This is a genomic window from Hymenobacter sp. PAMC 26628 (assembly GCF_001562275.1).
Lineage (GTDB): Bacteria > Bacteroidota > Bacteroidia > Cytophagales > Hymenobacteraceae > Hymenobacter.
In genome coordinates this window covers 417,764-432,421 of the sequence record NZ_CP014304.1, presented here as the reverse complement: position 1 = coordinate 432,421, position 14,658 = coordinate 417,764, and the positions used below count along the sequence as shown (strand labels likewise).

Annotated in this window: 13 protein-coding genes; all 13 read right to left on the bottom strand. The window is 62.9% G+C overall.

The annotated features are described in order from the left end of the window. Positions 1-275: 275 nt before the first annotated feature. The gene (locus AXW84_RS02185; RefSeq protein WP_068228016.1) at positions 276-1,376 is read right to left on the bottom strand and encodes an AIR synthase-related protein; all 1,101 of its coding nucleotides are present in this window, start codon (positions 1,374-1,376) and stop codon (positions 276-278) included. 153 nt (positions 1,377-1,529) lie between these two features. Further along, on the bottom strand, positions 1,530-3,029 hold the full coding sequence (gene purF / locus AXW84_RS02180) for an amidophosphoribosyltransferase (protein WP_068228014.1): 1,500 nt from the start codon (positions 3,027-3,029) through the stop codon (positions 1,530-1,532). An 87-nt stretch (positions 3,030-3,116) separates the two neighbouring features. Continuing rightward, complete coding sequence (purN, locus tag AXW84_RS02175; protein WP_082773648.1) at positions 3,117-3,800, bottom strand: phosphoribosylglycinamide formyltransferase; 684 nt, start codon at positions 3,798-3,800, stop codon at positions 3,117-3,119. 17 nt (positions 3,801-3,817) lie between these two features. Further along, a complete protein-coding gene (gene purD / locus AXW84_RS02170) occupies positions 3,818-5,098 on the bottom strand; it encodes a phosphoribosylamine--glycine ligase (protein ID WP_068228010.1) in 1,281 nt (426 codons plus the stop codon). A gap of 48 nt (positions 5,099-5,146) precedes the next feature. Further along, positions 5,147-5,545: a VOC family protein gene (locus tag AXW84_RS02165; RefSeq protein WP_068228007.1), complete on the bottom strand. Its 399-nt coding sequence runs from the start codon at positions 5,543-5,545 to the stop codon at positions 5,147-5,149. Positions 5,546-5,575: 30 nt separating this feature from the next. Further along, positions 5,576-6,976 carry a phosphoribosylaminoimidazolesuccinocarboxamide synthase gene (locus AXW84_RS02160; protein WP_071889782.1) on the bottom strand — a complete coding sequence of 467 codons (1,401 nt, stop codon included), beginning with the start codon at positions 6,974-6,976 and terminating at the stop codon, positions 5,576-5,578. Positions 6,977-6,982: 6 nt separating this feature from the next. After that, complete coding sequence (locus AXW84_RS02155) at positions 6,983-7,876, bottom strand: phosphoribosylformylglycinamidine synthase subunit PurQ (protein ID WP_068228005.1); 894 nt, start codon at positions 7,874-7,876, stop codon at positions 6,983-6,985. 41 nt (positions 7,877-7,917) lie between these two features. Further along, positions 7,918-10,992, bottom strand: coding sequence for a phosphoribosylformylglycinamidine synthase subunit PurL (locus tag AXW84_RS02150; protein ID WP_068228002.1), 3,075 nt, complete (start codon positions 10,990-10,992; stop codon positions 7,918-7,920). 39 nt (positions 10,993-11,031) lie between these two features. Beyond that, positions 11,032-11,658, bottom strand: coding sequence for an orotate phosphoribosyltransferase (gene pyrE / locus AXW84_RS02145; RefSeq protein WP_068227998.1), 627 nt, complete (start codon positions 11,656-11,658; stop codon positions 11,032-11,034). 132 nt (positions 11,659-11,790) lie between these two features. Further along, positions 11,791-12,558 (bottom strand): orotidine-5'-phosphate decarboxylase, encoded by a 768-nt coding sequence (pyrF, locus tag AXW84_RS02140; protein WP_071889776.1) that lies wholly within the window; start codon positions 12,556-12,558, stop codon positions 11,791-11,793. A gap of 135 nt (positions 12,559-12,693) precedes the next feature. Then, on the bottom strand, positions 12,694-12,870 hold the full coding sequence (locus AXW84_RS24370; RefSeq protein WP_157886767.1) for a hypothetical protein: 177 nt from the start codon (positions 12,868-12,870) through the stop codon (positions 12,694-12,696). A gap of 33 nt (positions 12,871-12,903) precedes the next feature. Next, entirely contained in the window at positions 12,904-13,077 is a 174-nt protein-coding gene (locus AXW84_RS24365; RefSeq protein ID WP_157886766.1) for a hypothetical protein, read from the bottom strand. A 115-nt stretch (positions 13,078-13,192) separates the two neighbouring features. Further along, the gene (locus AXW84_RS02135; RefSeq protein WP_068227993.1) at positions 13,193-14,254 is read right to left on the bottom strand and encodes an IS701 family transposase; all 1,062 of its coding nucleotides are present in this window, start codon (positions 14,252-14,254) and stop codon (positions 13,193-13,195) included. Positions 14,255-14,658 lie beyond the last annotated feature (404 nt).

Below are 14,658 nucleotides of genomic sequence, written 5' to 3'. Positions count from 1 at the left end.
CATCACACAAATTACTACAACTAGCCCAGCAACCACTCCAGCACATAATAAAACCACTCCTGGTATGCTTTGCACTATTCGATCAGACGTGCTAGCAGCCGAATTAGGCAACAGCCTCACTCCGCCATAAAGCAGGCCTAAGCATGCAGCACCAGCAAGTAATCCCAGCACTATCGCTAGCCCGTCCATTGAATGAGAATTCCAGAGCAGCATAAAAACGGAAACTAGGCAAGAACGACTAACACGAGCTTTATCGGCTTCAAGCGGCCACCGAATTACGCATACTTCAACTCCAGGGCCCCCACGCGCAGCGTCACGCCGGGCTCGGCGGTGAGGTGGCCGGCCACCTGGGCGTCGTAGCCGCTGGCTTGCAGGACGGCCACCACGGCGGCGGCGCTGGCGGCTTCGGTCACGACGAGCATCCCGGTGCCCATGTTCCAGTAGAGGTAGGCAGTTTCGGGGCTGATGCCGCCCGCTTCGCACAGGCGCTGCATGGCGGGCAGCGGCTCGAATAGGTTGTCCAACAGGGCCCCCAGGCCGTTTTTGAGGACGCGCTGGAAGTTGTCGGCCACGCCGCCGCCGGTGATGTGGGCCACGCCGTGCAGCGGCAGGCCGGCGTCGAGCAGGGCCGCGATGCCGGGCGAGTAGATGAGCGAGGGAGCCAGCATGGCGTCGCCCCAGGTGGGGAACTGGGCGGCGTCGGGGCCGTCGTAGGGGGCCTCGTGCCAGTGGTCGCCGAAGAGCTTTTGCAGGGTTTTGCGGGCGAGCGAGTAGCCGTTGGAGCGGAACGAGGGCGAGCGCAGGGCCACCACGGCGTGGCCGGCCTGGGCAGTTTTGCCGCTCAGGGGCTGGGCCAGGCTGGGGTGCAGCACGCCGATGGCCGTTGAGCACCAGTTGAAGTTCATGGCCGCGCCGGGCCAGCCGCCGATGCGGTTGCCCAGCTCGGCAATTTCGCCGCCCGTGATGGCCACCTTGGCGAAGTTGGCCGCGTCGTGCAGACCGCGCATCATTTGGTCCACCACGCCGTAGTCGAGGTGGTTCACGTCGATGATGTTCGACAGGTTGGTGGGCACGAAGCCAGCGGCGATGAGGTCGTCGGCCGTCATGGCGATGAGGTCGTAGCCCAGCGTGTCGTAGCGGTTCAGGCGCTCGGCCACCTCAATCTTGGTCCCGATGCCGTCGGAGCTGATGCCCAGGCGCTCGGCCCCAAACCGGATTTCGTTCGAGAAGCCGCCGTCCAAATCCTGGGCGGGCTCGCCGGGCAAGCCGGTGCGGTTGGCGAAGGTTTTTTTGGCCCAGCCGTAGGCGTTGCGCGAGGCGGCGTTGCCTTCTTCGATGGAGTAGCCGGCGGGATTTTCGGAGGAGGGAGTAGACATGATTAAAACGGCGTTTTATTATCAATTTGATAGGCCGTCATGCAGAGCGCAGCGAAGCATCTTTCCCGCATAACTAACCCAATCGATTGGATTACTGCCGCGGGAAAGATGCTTCGCTGCGCTCTGCATGACGGCCTCTGGTTAAGCAAAGACCTAGTGCTCCGTGGGCGCGGGGGCCTTGGCGCTCACCGAGGTTTTATCCTTCTTTTTGTCGCCGCGGTGGCTCTGGCGCTCTTCCTGCACGTGGCGCAGGTAGTGCGTCACGTCGCCGGTGGGGTACTTGCCCGAGAAGCAAGCGAAGCACGAGCCACCGTGGCCGCGCTCCTCAGAAAAAAGTTGCTCCAAATCGGCCAGGTCCTGGTAAATCACCCGATCAGCCTCGATGTAGCGGCAGATTTCATCCTCCGAATAGTTGGCCGCAATCAGCTCGGTGCTCATGGCCATGTCGATGCCGTAGATGCAGGGCGAGACAATGGGCGGCGCGCTCGAAATGAAGTACACCTCCAGGGCCCCCGCCTCGCGCAGCAGCCGCACGATGCGCCGCGACGTGGTGCCGCGCACGATGCTGTCGTCCACCACGGCCACTTTTTTGCCGCGCACGAAGTCGCGGATGGGGTTGAGCTTTTTCTTCACCACGTCCTCGCGCCCGGCCTGGGTGGGCACGATGAACGAGCGGCCCATGTGGTTATTTTTCACCAGGGCCCGGCGGTAGGGCACGCCAATAGCCTCGGCCAGGCCGGAGGCAGCGAAGTAGCCACTGCTCGGCACGTCAATCACCATGTCGGGCTTCAGGCCAGCGTCGGCCACTTTGCGGGCCAGCAGCTTGCCCAGGCGCACCCGCTCGCGGGCCACCAGGCGGCCGTGGATCACGGAGTCTTCGCGGGCGAAATAAATCTGCTCGAAGGCGCAGAAGTTTTTGGGCAGCGCGTAGGGATTCTTATAGTGCACCTGGAAGTTGTTGTCGATGAAAATGGCCTGGCCGGGGCCCACGTTCTCGATAAATTCAAAGTCCAGGTAATCAAAGCACGTGCTCTCCGACACGAAGGCAAACACGGGGCCCTCGGGCGTGTCGCGGCGGCCCAGCACCAGCGGCCGGATGCCCAGCGGGTCGGTGAAGGCCAGCAGGCCGTGCCCGGCAATCATGGTGATGGTAGCGTAGGCACCCTCCACCAGCGCCTGGGTGGTTTCCACGGCGTCGAAAATGTCCACCACCGAGAGGTGGTCCAGGTCCTTCACGCGCAGCTCCGAAGCGAAGGTGTACATGATGAGCTCCAGGTCATTCGTCGTTTTGGGCAGCACGTGGTAGTGGTCGTGCAGGCGCTTGGCCACGTCGCGGAAGTTGATGACGTTGCCGTTGTGCACCATCGCCAGGCCAAACGGGTAGCTGGTGGTGAAGGGCTGGGCCAGGTCGGAGTCGTTGGCGCCCTGCGTGGTGTAGCGCACGTGCCCGATGCCGGTGTGGCCCTTCAGCTTTTTCACGTGCTTAGGCTTGAACACGTCGTTCACGAGCCCCTGCCCCTTGTGCAAGTGAAAGGAATCGTCAAACGTGGCGATACCGGCCGCGTCCTGCCCCCGGTGCTGGAGGGCGGTGAGGCCGATAATCATGTCGCCCACCACGTTGTCGGGGCCGTGAAAACCTACAATACCGCACATATACTTTGAATTAAAAATTATGAATTAAAAATTAAAAATCTGATGGATTAAATTATAAAAATGAATTGCATCAAAGGTCTGAATCGATCAATCTGTCAACTCATTTTTAATTTTTAATTCATAATTTTTAATTAATTCCGCCAGCGTTTCGGCGTACAACTCGTGCTCCACGGCCAGGCCGCGGCGCTCTACTTCGGCCAGCGTGGCGGCCCCGCGCAGGTCCACCGTTTGCTGGGCGAGGATGGGGCCCGTGTCGAGGCCTTCGTCCACGAGGTGCACGGTGATTTTAGTTTCGGGCAAGTGGTTGTCGAACGCCCACTCGTAGGCGTGCAGGCCCTGGTGCTGGTGCGTATCGGCGGGGTGAATGTTGACGATGCGGCCCGCAAACGGCTGAATGAACGCGGACGACAAAATGCGCATGTAGCCCGCCAGGACGATAAAATCGGGCCGGTACTGCTGAAGCAGCGCGGCCGCGTCGGCGTCGAATTCGGCCCGCTTGCGGCCCTGGCTGGGCAGCGCCGCCGTGGGGCAGCCCAGGGCCCCGGCGGCTTCGAGGCCGGGCGCATCGGGCTTATTGCTGAACACCACGGCCACCTCGGCCAGGTCGCGCAACGGGCCGGTTTGGGTGGCGCGCACCAGGGCCAGCATGTTGGAGCCACGGCCAGAGAGCAGGATGGCCAGCCGCGCTTTAGCGGGCGCCCCTGGCCCCGGGGCCCCAGCGGTAGCGGAGGGCGCTGGGCGGCGGTCGTACTGCGGCGAGGTCGGCGTCATGGCAGCGGGTTCGAGCTTCAATTTACGGCGCGTTGGGTTAGCACCGGTGCCGGGCGCTGGGCAATGTCGGGCCGCACGTACTTGTCCTGGAAATTAACCAGCGCGGCGGCCTCGTAGGCGCGGGCCGTGGCGGCCGCCAGCGTGGGGCCCTGGGCACTGAGCACCAGCACCCGCCCGCCGTTGGTAACCAGCTGTCCCTCAGCGCTCCGTTTGGTAGCGCCGTGAAAAGCCTCCACGCCCGCCGGCAGGTCCTCCAGCCCCGTGATGGGGAAGCCCGTGGGGAAGCCGCTGGCCGGGTAGCCGCCCGAGGCCAGCACCACGCCCACAAAGGCACCCGGCCGCTGCCGCACCACCTGCTGGGCCAGGCTGCCGTCGAGCGTTGCTTCAATCAGCGCCAGCAAGCTGCTCTCCATCGCGGGCAGCAGCACTTCAGCTTCGGGGTCGCCGAGGCGCACGTTGTATTCCAGCAGCTTGGGCCCCGTGGGCGTCAGCATGATACCGAAATACAGGAAGCCCCGGAAATCGAACGGCTCGGCTTGCAGCCCGCGCAGGGTGGGCTCCACGATGTCGCGCCGAATATCGGCCAGCGCTTGGTCATCGGCAAACGGCACGGGGCAATAGGCGCCCATGCCGCCGGTGTTGGGGCCCTCGTCATTGGCCAGCAGCTGCTTGTGGTCCTGCGAGGTGGCCAGCAGCTTCATGTCGTGGCCGTCGGTGAGGCCGATGATGCTGATTTCGGGGCCCGTGAGCCGCTCTTCCAGCAGGAAGGAATACCAGCCGGTGTAGTGCGCCTGCAAGTCGTCGAGCGCCGCCTCGGCCTCGGCCGGCGAGCCGCACACGTACACCCCCTTGCCAGCGGCCAGGCCGTCGTACTTTACCACCACCTGGCCGCCCAGCTCGGCGGCCTTGGCGCGGGCGGCATCCACCTCGTCGCTGCGGAACGGCCAGGCTTGGGCCGTGGCCACGCCGTGGCGCCGCATGAAGTCCTTGCTCCACACCTTGGAGCTTTCCAGCAGGGCCCCCGCCTTGGTCGGCCCGAACACCTGGATGTCGGAGCCGACGAAGTAGTCGGCCACGCCGGCCGCCAGCGGGGCCTCGGGACCCACCACAATCAGCCGCACGCCCTGGTGACGGGCGTAGGCCTCCAGCGCCGCAAAGTCGAGCGGGTCAAGGCCGGGGTGGCTGTTGGGGATGCCGGCGTTGCCGGGCACCACCTGCACCGACGCGCCGTCGCGGGTCAGCTTAGCGGCCATGGCGTGCTCGCGGGCCCCGGAACCGAGGAGAATGAGGGGTTTCAAGTTGATGAGCTTTCTTGTGTGATGAGGCGCAAACCAAGCGGAATAGCTTTAAGCCAGCGCTGTCACTTCTAGCCGGTTATTATCGGGGTCGAGGGTTTCAAATTCGTAATAACCGTCGCCGGTGCGGCGCGGGCCACTCAAAATAGGGTAGCCCGCGTGGCGCAGTTCCTGGGCTTTGGCTTCCACTTCCGCTACGGTATCTACGCCAAAAGCCAGGTGAATAATACCCCGGTGTTGGCGCTGCACGGTATCGTTTAGGTTAGCTGGGACGTCAGGCTTAGTCATCAATTCCAGCCGGGCCCCCGAAGCAAACGTCAGGAAATAGCTCTGGAACTGTTTGCCTTCGTTCGTGTACTTGGCATTCGATTGGGCCCCAAAGTATTTTTCGTAGTACGCCCGTAAGCGCTCCAATTCCTCGGTCCAAATAGCAACGTGTTCCAGGGTCATAACCGAAGGATTTGCTTCCAATCAAAAACGCTACAGCGCCTTCAGCTCCGCATCGGCGGCTTTCAGCTTAGCCTTGGTAGCCAGAATGTCCTGGCGCAGGCGCTCGCGCAAGCGCGGCGTGTTTAGGGCGCGCAAAGCCGCTTGGGCCGCGTTGTCGGGGCGCACCACGGTGAGGTTGGGCGTGCCGCTGGGCATGATAACCGACGAGTTCAGGTTCATGGCTAGCTCGGCGTAGTCCTTCCACGGCGGGCAGCTGATGACGGGCACGTTCACGTTGGCCGCCAGGGCCCCCCCGAGGCCATTCGACAAGCCGGCCACGGCGATAATCACGCCGGGCTCAATCGAGCGGTTCCAGACTTCGGCCATCGGGCCGATTTCCTCGCCGTTTTTGTGGGCCGAGCACACGCGCAGCTGCGTGAAGACGTCGTAGCCTTCGAAGAACGAGCGGATTTTCTGGCAGTGCTCCTTATCGGCAGGCGAGCCCATCACGATGTTCACCCAGGCGTCCTTCATCAGGCCGGCCTTCACCAGGTTGCTCACCAGTCGGTTGGCCACGTTGCCGCCGGTGGCGGTTTCGTCGGCCGTGGCCAGGGGCTGGCCCACGATGCGCTGGTAGATGTCGAGGTAGCGGTTGGTGGCTTCCTGGGCGACTTCGGGGGTGAGGGCGCGGGGGTATTTGCCGTCCACCTTGTTGGCAATCAGCCACTGGCGCACGTACTCCTTGTCCATCTGCTCGGCGCCTTCGGGGTTCTTGGCGTAGTCCTCGGCGCCCCAGAAGCGCGACGAGTCGGGCGTGTGGATTTCGTCAATCAGAATCAGCTCGCCGTTCAGAAGGCCAAACTCATACTTGGTATCCACCAGGATGATGCCCTGCGAGGCTAGCAAGTCGGAGCCCACCTTGAACAGTTCCAGGGCCTTCTCGGCCATCTTGTCGTACAGCTCCTGGCTCACCCAGCCCTCGCTCACGAGGTTTTCGGGGGTGATTTCGCGGTCCGACTCCTCCTTGGTGGTCGGCGTCACGATGGGCGTGGGGAATTGCTGGTGCTTGACGAGGCCATCGGGCACGGTCACGCCCGAGAACGTGCGCTGGCCTTTCTGGTAGCCGCGCAGCATCGAACCCGTGATATAGTTGCGCACAATCATCTCCACCTTAATGGGTTGCGCTTCCTTCACCAGCATGGCGTTGGCGTCAATCATCGCCTTCACGTGGTTGGGGATGATGTGGGCCGTTTTCTCGAACCAGAAGTTGGCCAAGCCATTCAGCACCGCGCCCTTGTGCGGCACGGCGGTATCGAGCACGGAGTCGAAGGCCGACAGGCGGTCCGATACCACGATGAGGCGCGTGCTGTCGTCGATGCGGTAGCTGTCGCGGACTTTGCCGCGGTGCAGCAGTTGGAGCTGGGGGGTGGCGAAATGCGGGAGGGTGTTCATGGGGACTTAGTTGGCTAAAACTGAATGCTTTTGAGCAATGTGCTCCACGATGTTCTTGAAAATTTGGAGGCCTGCCCCCTCTTCCGGGGCCCCTGGGTTCTGCCGGCGACGGCGGGCCCAGTCAGGATGATTAAAAGCAGATAAAAACGCCTCTGGGTGCGGCATCAGGCCAAACACATGCCCGGTGGGGTCGGTGAGGCCGGCGCAGTTGAGGTCGGCGCCGTTGGGGTTGTGCGGGTACTCGCTGGTGCCGTCGCCGGCCGCATCTATATAGGAGAGGCAATTGAGGCCAGCCGCTTCCAGGGCCCCGCGGGTGGCGGCGTCGGGCACCACGAGGCGGCCTTCGCCGTGGCGCACGGGCACCTCCAGCACGTCGAGGCCTTTGAGGAAGGGCGTGGTGGTGCGCGGGTGCACGCGCAGCCGCACCCAACGGTCTTCGTAGCGGCCCGAGGCGTTGTGGGTCAGCGTCACTTCGGGCGTCACGTCGCCGCCCAGGTTGGGCAGCAGGCCCAGCTTCACCAGCACCTGGAAGCCGTTGCAGATGCCGAGCACGAACTTGCCGTCGGCCACAAACTGCTTGATGTCGTCGAGCAGCGTGCGGCCCCCGGGGCCCGTCTGGCGGTAGCGCAGCTTGTTTGCCAGCACCACGCCCGAGCCCAGGTCGTCGCCAAACGAAAACCCGCCGGGAAAGGTCAGCACGTCAAAATCGTGGATGCTCACCGCGCCGTGCAACACTTGGTTCAGGTGCACGATGGTGGCCTGGGCCCCGGCGAGCCGGTAGGCGGCCGCAATTTCCTCTTCGCAGTTGATGCCGAAACCGGTGAGCACGAGGGCCCGCACTGCGTCATCTTGTGCCGGTAGTTGAACTTTATGTACTAGCTCCTGCGAGTCTTGTGCCATCTGATTTGGGTTTTGGGCCGAAGCGCCAGCAATTTGTGCCATTAGTGCCCGGCCGACTCGCCGAAGCCGGCCAGCTCGTCCACACCAAGCAATTGATTAACAGGACCATTTGACCAGGTATGCCGCAATTCGGTAGTAGGGGCCCCAATGACCGTTTGGCCAGCGTGGCGCACGGTCAGTTGGCCGTCGTCGGTCACTAGGCCCAAGCGCGTGGCGCGGCCGGCCAATAATTTTTCAAACGCCACCACGTCCTCCGGAGCCACGGTGGCCACGAAGCGCGAGTGCGACTCTGAAAACAGCTGTGTGGCTAGGTCCAGCTCCGTTGCGGGCAGCTCCACCGAAGCGCCACAGCCGTAGCCAAACGTGGCCTCGGCCAGCGCCACGGCAAGGCCGCCGTCGCTCAGGTCGTGGCACGATTGGATGAGGCCCTGGTCGTTGGCCTGGCCGATGAGCGTGTACAGCGCCTTGGCTTCGGCGAAGCGCACCCGGGGCACTTGGGCCCCCAACTCGCCGTGCAGGGCGTAAAACTCGGAGCCGCCCAGCTCATCGTAGGTTTCGCCCAATAGATAGATAACGTCGCCGGCCTGCTTGAAATCGGAGGTAATGGCGCGGCGCACATCTTCCATCTTGGCCGTCATTGAATAGAGCACGGTGGGCGGCACAGAAATCTTCACGCCGTCGGCCTTGAAGTCGTTCTTCATGCTGTCTTTGCCGCTCGTGAGCGGGATGCAGTAGGCAGCCGTGGCGTCGCGCAGGGCCTCGCACATCTGCACCAGCTTGGCTAGCTTCTGCTTGCCGTCGGGGTTGATGGCGGGGTCGTACACCGAGTCGGGCACGCAGAAGTTGTCGTTCACCGACCAGAAAATCCCGTCGCCCGGCGACAGGTTGGGCAGCTTGCCGCCCACAGCGATAATCTGGCGCACAGCCTCATCAAACGAGCCGGCCGACATCTGGTAGGCATCCAAATCACCGTAGCGGGGCAAAATGCCGTTGCTCACGGCCACGCCCTCCCAGCTCTCGAAATTGAAGCGCACCACGGCCGCGTCCTGCGGGGCCTGGCCGGTGGCGCCCATCAGCGGCTTCACAATCGTGCGGCCCTTAACCTCGTGGTCGTACTGCCGGATGACCGACTCGCGCGAGCAGATATTCAGGGCCCCCAGCAGCTGGCGCAGCGTGTCGGTGTAATCCGCTTGGGCCGGAATCCGCGGCTCAGTGGCAACGGGTTTCTCGTATTCGGCCTCCAAAATTTTGCGCGGCACGCCGTCGTGCAGAAACGCCAGCGCCAGGCGCGCCACGGGCTGCCCGTCGAAGTTCACGTCCAGCGAGCCGCCGTTGGTGAAGTGGCCGATGTCGGTCAGCTCCACTTCCATTTCCTGGCCCAGCGCCAGCAGCTCGGCCATCTGGCCGGGCTCCACCACCAGCGTAAACCGCTCCTGCGACTCGCTCACGAAAATCTCCCAGGGCCGCAGGCCGGGGTATTTCAGGGGCACTTTTTCCAGCTCTACCACCGCGCCGCCGCTGATGCCGGCCAGCTCGCCCACGGAGGACGACAGGCCGCCCGCACCGTTGTCGGTGCTGCACTTTAGCAGGCCCCGGCGGGCGGCGATGAGCAGGAAATCCATCGCCAGTTTCTGGGTGATGGGCGAGCCGATTTGTACGGCCGTGGCGGGGGCACTTTCGTCCAGCTCGATGCTGGAGAAGGTGGCGCCGTGGATGCCGTCCTTGCCCACGCGGCCGCCGGCCATCACAATCCGGTCGCCGGCGTCAATCTTTTTCTCCCACGAATCCAGGCCTGCGAACTGCATCGGCATCACGGCGCCGGTGCCGCAGTACACGAGCGGCTTGCCACGGTAGCGGTCGTCGAACACGATGGCGCCGTTCACCGTGGGCACGCCCGACTTGTTACCGCCGTCTTCGATGCCCTTGCGCACGCCTTCCAGGATGCGGCGCGGGTGCAGCTGGCCGGTCAGCAGGGGCCCGTCGTAGGCGGGGTTGCCGAAGCAGAGCACGTTGGTGTTGAATAGCAGCCGGGCCCCGCCGATGCCGGTGGCCAGCGGGTCGCGGTTGTTGCCCAAAATGCCGGTGATGGCCCCGCCGTAGGGGTCGATGGCCGAGGGCGAGTTGTGCGTTTCCACCTTCCACACGAACAGCGAATCGGCGTTGATGCGCACGGCCCCCGCGTTGTCGCTGAACACCTTAACGAGCCAGTCGTTGCCGTTGGCGCGCAGCTGGCGGTCCACTTCCGCCGTGGCGTCTTTGATGTAGGTTTTGAAGAGACCATCAATCCACTTTCTCTCATCCGTATCACGGTCCCAGTAGTGAATACGTGCGCTAAATTCCTTATGCTTACAATGCTCTGACCACGTTTGAGCGATGATCTCCATTTCGCAATCAGTAGGTTCAGCCGGCATGCCGAATGATTCTCGCATCGCCTCCGTGACCGGGTCGGCGAATTCGTCCCGTATTGCCTGCATTTCGACTAGGTTCAGGGCGTAGATGTTATCCTTCGAGAGCTGCACCAGGGCCTCGTCGCTGAGGCCGGTGAGCGAAATCGTCTCGGTAATGGCTTTCGCGCCGCCGCCGGGGCGCGGCGTGTAGTCGCGGATGCCGTCGGCCACGCGGCCCACCTCGAAGCGGTTAATCATCTTGTTGCCCAGCAGCTCCTCGGCCAGGCGGCGCAGGTCGGCGGTGGACAGGTCGTGCTCCAGCAAGTACAGGCGCTTGCTGAAAATGTGCTGCGTGCGCGTGTCAATCGGCTCGTTTAGGAAGTCGGCCAGCGCGTTCTGGACGCTGGTGCCCTCATCGTCGGTCACACCGGGGCCCCTGGCCACCAGGATATAAGCAGCAAAGCCGGGCACAGGGGCCACGGCTTCGTTCAGGGTTACGTCGTGCAATACAGGGTCGGCGAGGCAGCGGGTGGCAAAGGCGCGCAGCTGCGCAGCATCCAGGGCCCCGTAGCGCACCGTGTAGCGGGCGGCGGTGCGCACGCGGCCGGTGGCCAGGCCCAGGTGGCGCGCCGCGGCGGCCGCCACCCGGTGGCCGTCGCCGTCGTGCTGGCCCGGTTTGAGGGTGAGTTGGATGGTATGGGTAGTCGGTTCCAAATCCGTCAAAGTCATAAGTCCTCGCTAAAAAGCTGCCTTCCCAAGCAATTGAATCTAAGCGGCTTTCTCAGGCCGGCTGCCCGGCTTCACGGCCGGAATTCCGGCCAAATGCGCCGGGATGTGGTCGGCGTCAAACACGGCGGCGTTCACCGCCAACAGCGCAAAGTTCGGGAACGGAAGCTTCACCGCACCACCCGTCCGGTCAATTAATGAAACCACCGCCAAAACTTCTACCCCCATTTCGCCCAAAACCCGCGCTACTTCCAGCGTGCTCTTGCCGGTCGTAACTACGTCTTCCGCAATGATTACCCGCTCGCCCGGGCGCAGCGTGAAGCCGCGCCGCAGGGTCATTTCGCCCTGCGCGTCGCGCTCCGTAAAAAGTGAAGGCACGCCCAGCTGGCGGGCCAGCTCGTAGCTCACCACCACGCCGCCCATGGCAGGGCCCACCACGGTATCGGGCACCAGGCCAGCGGCCCGCAGCCGCGCGGCCAGCACGGCCATGGCCGGGGCCGCCAGCTCGGGCCGCCGCAAAAAGCGGGCGCACTGTACATAAGTATCCGAGTGCAAGCCCGACGACAGCTTGAAGTGGCCGGTCAGCAGCGCGTCTTCCTGGCGCAGCTGCGCTTCCAGGATGGCGGCCACTTCGGCGGCGGGCAGGTCGGGGGTGAGGGTTGGGGTCATGAGGATTTTATTCAAACAACTATCCTAGAACGTCATGCTGAGCGCAGCCGAAGCATCTCTACTGCTCCACTAATTGTAATTACTGCCGCAATAGAGATGCTTCGGCTGCGCTCAGCATGACGTTTTTATATGTCAAGATTTAACCACGCGAAACTCATTTATCTGGTCGCGCAGCTCCTGCGCCGCCTTCCCAGCATCGGCCGCTTGCCAGATGCTGCGCGAGGCGTTGATGAGCACGCCGCTGCCGTCTTTGCGCAGGCCGGCCTTTAGCGTGGCGGCCAAGTCGCCGCCCTGGGCCCCGATGCCGGGCACCAGGAACCACTGCCGCGGGCAGGCGGCCCGCACGCGGGCCATAGCCGTGGGCTCAGTAGCGCCCAACACGAGGCCGATGATGGCCTCGGGCAGCTCCTCGTCAAGCTGCCGGGCCACGTGGGCGGCCAGGTCGCTGAGGTGGCCGCCGTGAGCCAGGGCCTGGTCTTGCAGGTTGTGGGCGGGCTTGTTGGAGGTTTTGGCCAGCGAGAACACCAGCTTGCCGGGCCGGGCAAAGGGCCGGATGGCGTCGTCGCCCATGTAGGGGTTCACGGTCACGCCGTGGGCCCCCACCACGTCGTAGGCGAAGCGGGCGTAGTGGTCGGCCGTGTTGGCAATGTCGCCAAACTTGCCGTCCAATATCACCGGAATATCTGCGGGAATGCCCTGGATGGTGCTTTTGAGCAGCGCCACGCCATCTGCCCGGCTGAGGAAAAAAGCCAGATTCGGCTTAAAAGCCGCCGCGTAAGCGTGGGTTTCGGCCACCACCTGGCGCAGGCGCACCGCTACTTCGGCGTCGGTGCCGATGGGATCGAGGCCCACGCAAAGCAACGTATTGGCCGAGTGAACACGTGTAATCAGCTGTTGCATAAGAGCGCGGGCACGAGGGGCCCACGGGTAAAACGTTTGATTATTCCAGCGCGCGGGCTTATGGCAGCCGCGCGGCCTACCGGGGCCCCAAAAGTAAAGCCGCCCAGCTTGCACCGGACGGCTTGCTACTGCGGGTCAGGCACCTATCGCCCCCACCACCATGCGGGGCCCGTTGGGTAGGGCCATGAAGCCCCGCGCCTTGGCCACCGCCCTCCGCTTGGGGGCGGTGCTCGGGTTGCCGTTGCCCGCGCGGGTGGCGGCCAGCGGCAACGTAGCAGCGGCTACTTTCGGGGTGGGCGTGTTGGTATCCATAAAATGAGAAATGGAGGGGGGGAATTATTTTAATTAAAAACTGGTCCGTGCGGGCATAAAAAAACCGTTTCGAAAAACCGGAACGGAAACAGGGCAAAAACCAGAAAAATCAATAAAGACGCCGAAGGCAACGACCGGTTGATCTTCTCGCAGAACGCCTTGCGGTTTCGTTCCACGCTCCATCGAATGATGATTGGGGCGAATCATGGTGCAAAATTACGCCAATTTTATGCCCAGTAATTATTTCGTCGAATTAATTTTTTATTTCGTCACAAACAAAATCTTTATTACGCCACTAAATCACGCCATTAATTAACTGATATTACGCGGTGAATTGGGCTAATTGCTGGTACATGGCTTTGAGTCCGGTCAAATATAGTTGTGCTTTCAAGCGAAAATGCCCAATGCCGCACTTGAGTTTGAGCGCTTCTAACTTGGTGTAAGCCAGAATAGCGGCAAAAAAATGATTGGCTTGGGTGTCGGGCGTTTTGGTGGGCGACTTGCCCATCGACGCATTCTGTTTGAGGGATTTGTGGTATTCTTCGACTTTCCACCGTCTCTGGTAAATCGCCGCCAACTGGGCTTGGTTCAGGGTCGTGTCGCTGCTGACCAGGTAGAGCACGCCCTGCGAACCGTCTTTGTTTGTAAAGACTTGCCTGGTCACGAGCACCGCCGGTTGGACGGACCGCAAAAAGACGCGCAGGGGCTGCTCCTCGGGAAAAACAAGGGTATCGACGGCCTGAAACCGGCCTTGCGCCCGCGCGGCCTCGCTCAAGGCCACCGTGCGCGAGGATTCGAGCGCCACGACGAAGTGGTGGCCCAGGGCCCGCACGGCATTCAGGTTTTCGGCCGAGGCGTACCAACTGTCGGCCAGCAGGTACCGATAGGCCACTTGCTGCTGGGCCACGCGCAGCATGGCCCGCAGGTGCTCGTTCTTGGTGTACTTGCTTTTGGCTTTGGTTTGCTGGGTTTTGGCGTCCCAGACGGCCTCGGTTTTTTCGATGAGTTCCACGGCGATGGGCACGGCCAACGCGCCGGCCTGGTAGAGCAGGCTCACGAAGTTAAGCCCCTTGACAAAGCGGCCCTGGCCGTGGTCCCAGTGCGTACAAATCAGGGCGCTGGGGTCGGTGTGCGCCTTCTCCAGGACAGAATCGTCGACGATAAGCACCGCAAACTCGTCGGCCGGCCGCTGCTGCTCGGCCCGGCGAATCAGCGGCTTGGCTTGCCGCCAGACCTGCTCGGAATCCAGGTACGAGCCACTGAGCCAGCGCGTCACCTGGTCGTGGCTCACCGCCCCGCCCAGCAACCGCGACAAACCCGTGGCCGAGGTTTGACCCGTCGAGCTAATCAGATAATCCGTGTATAAGTCCAGCGTGCAGGTCATGGCGGCAAGCAGTGAAAGGGGCAAACCTTAATTTAGCGCGTAACATCAGTTAGTAATTTCGACCCAATTTGCCATTGCTACAAGTGCGCAATCTTTTTTGGGCCTGATCCGCAGCCCCGACCTGTCGTTGCGGGGCCCAGCTCCGGCGGCCGACAACGGTGTTTAGCGCACGTTGCGCGAGGAAAAGCTACCCGGCTCGTGCAGGAGTGCCCCAACGCGCTGGGGACGATGTGTTAGCTACGGCCGACCGCCTGGAGGTGGGCAAGTCCACCATCTACTGCATAAGTAAGCAGCAGCACGTGCAAGCGCGCTAAGCCCCTACTCCTACTCCATGCTCAGCCCGCCCTGCACGCAACCCCGCCTGCCGCGGCGGCGCCGGGGCAGGCGGGGTTGCACCGCCTTGG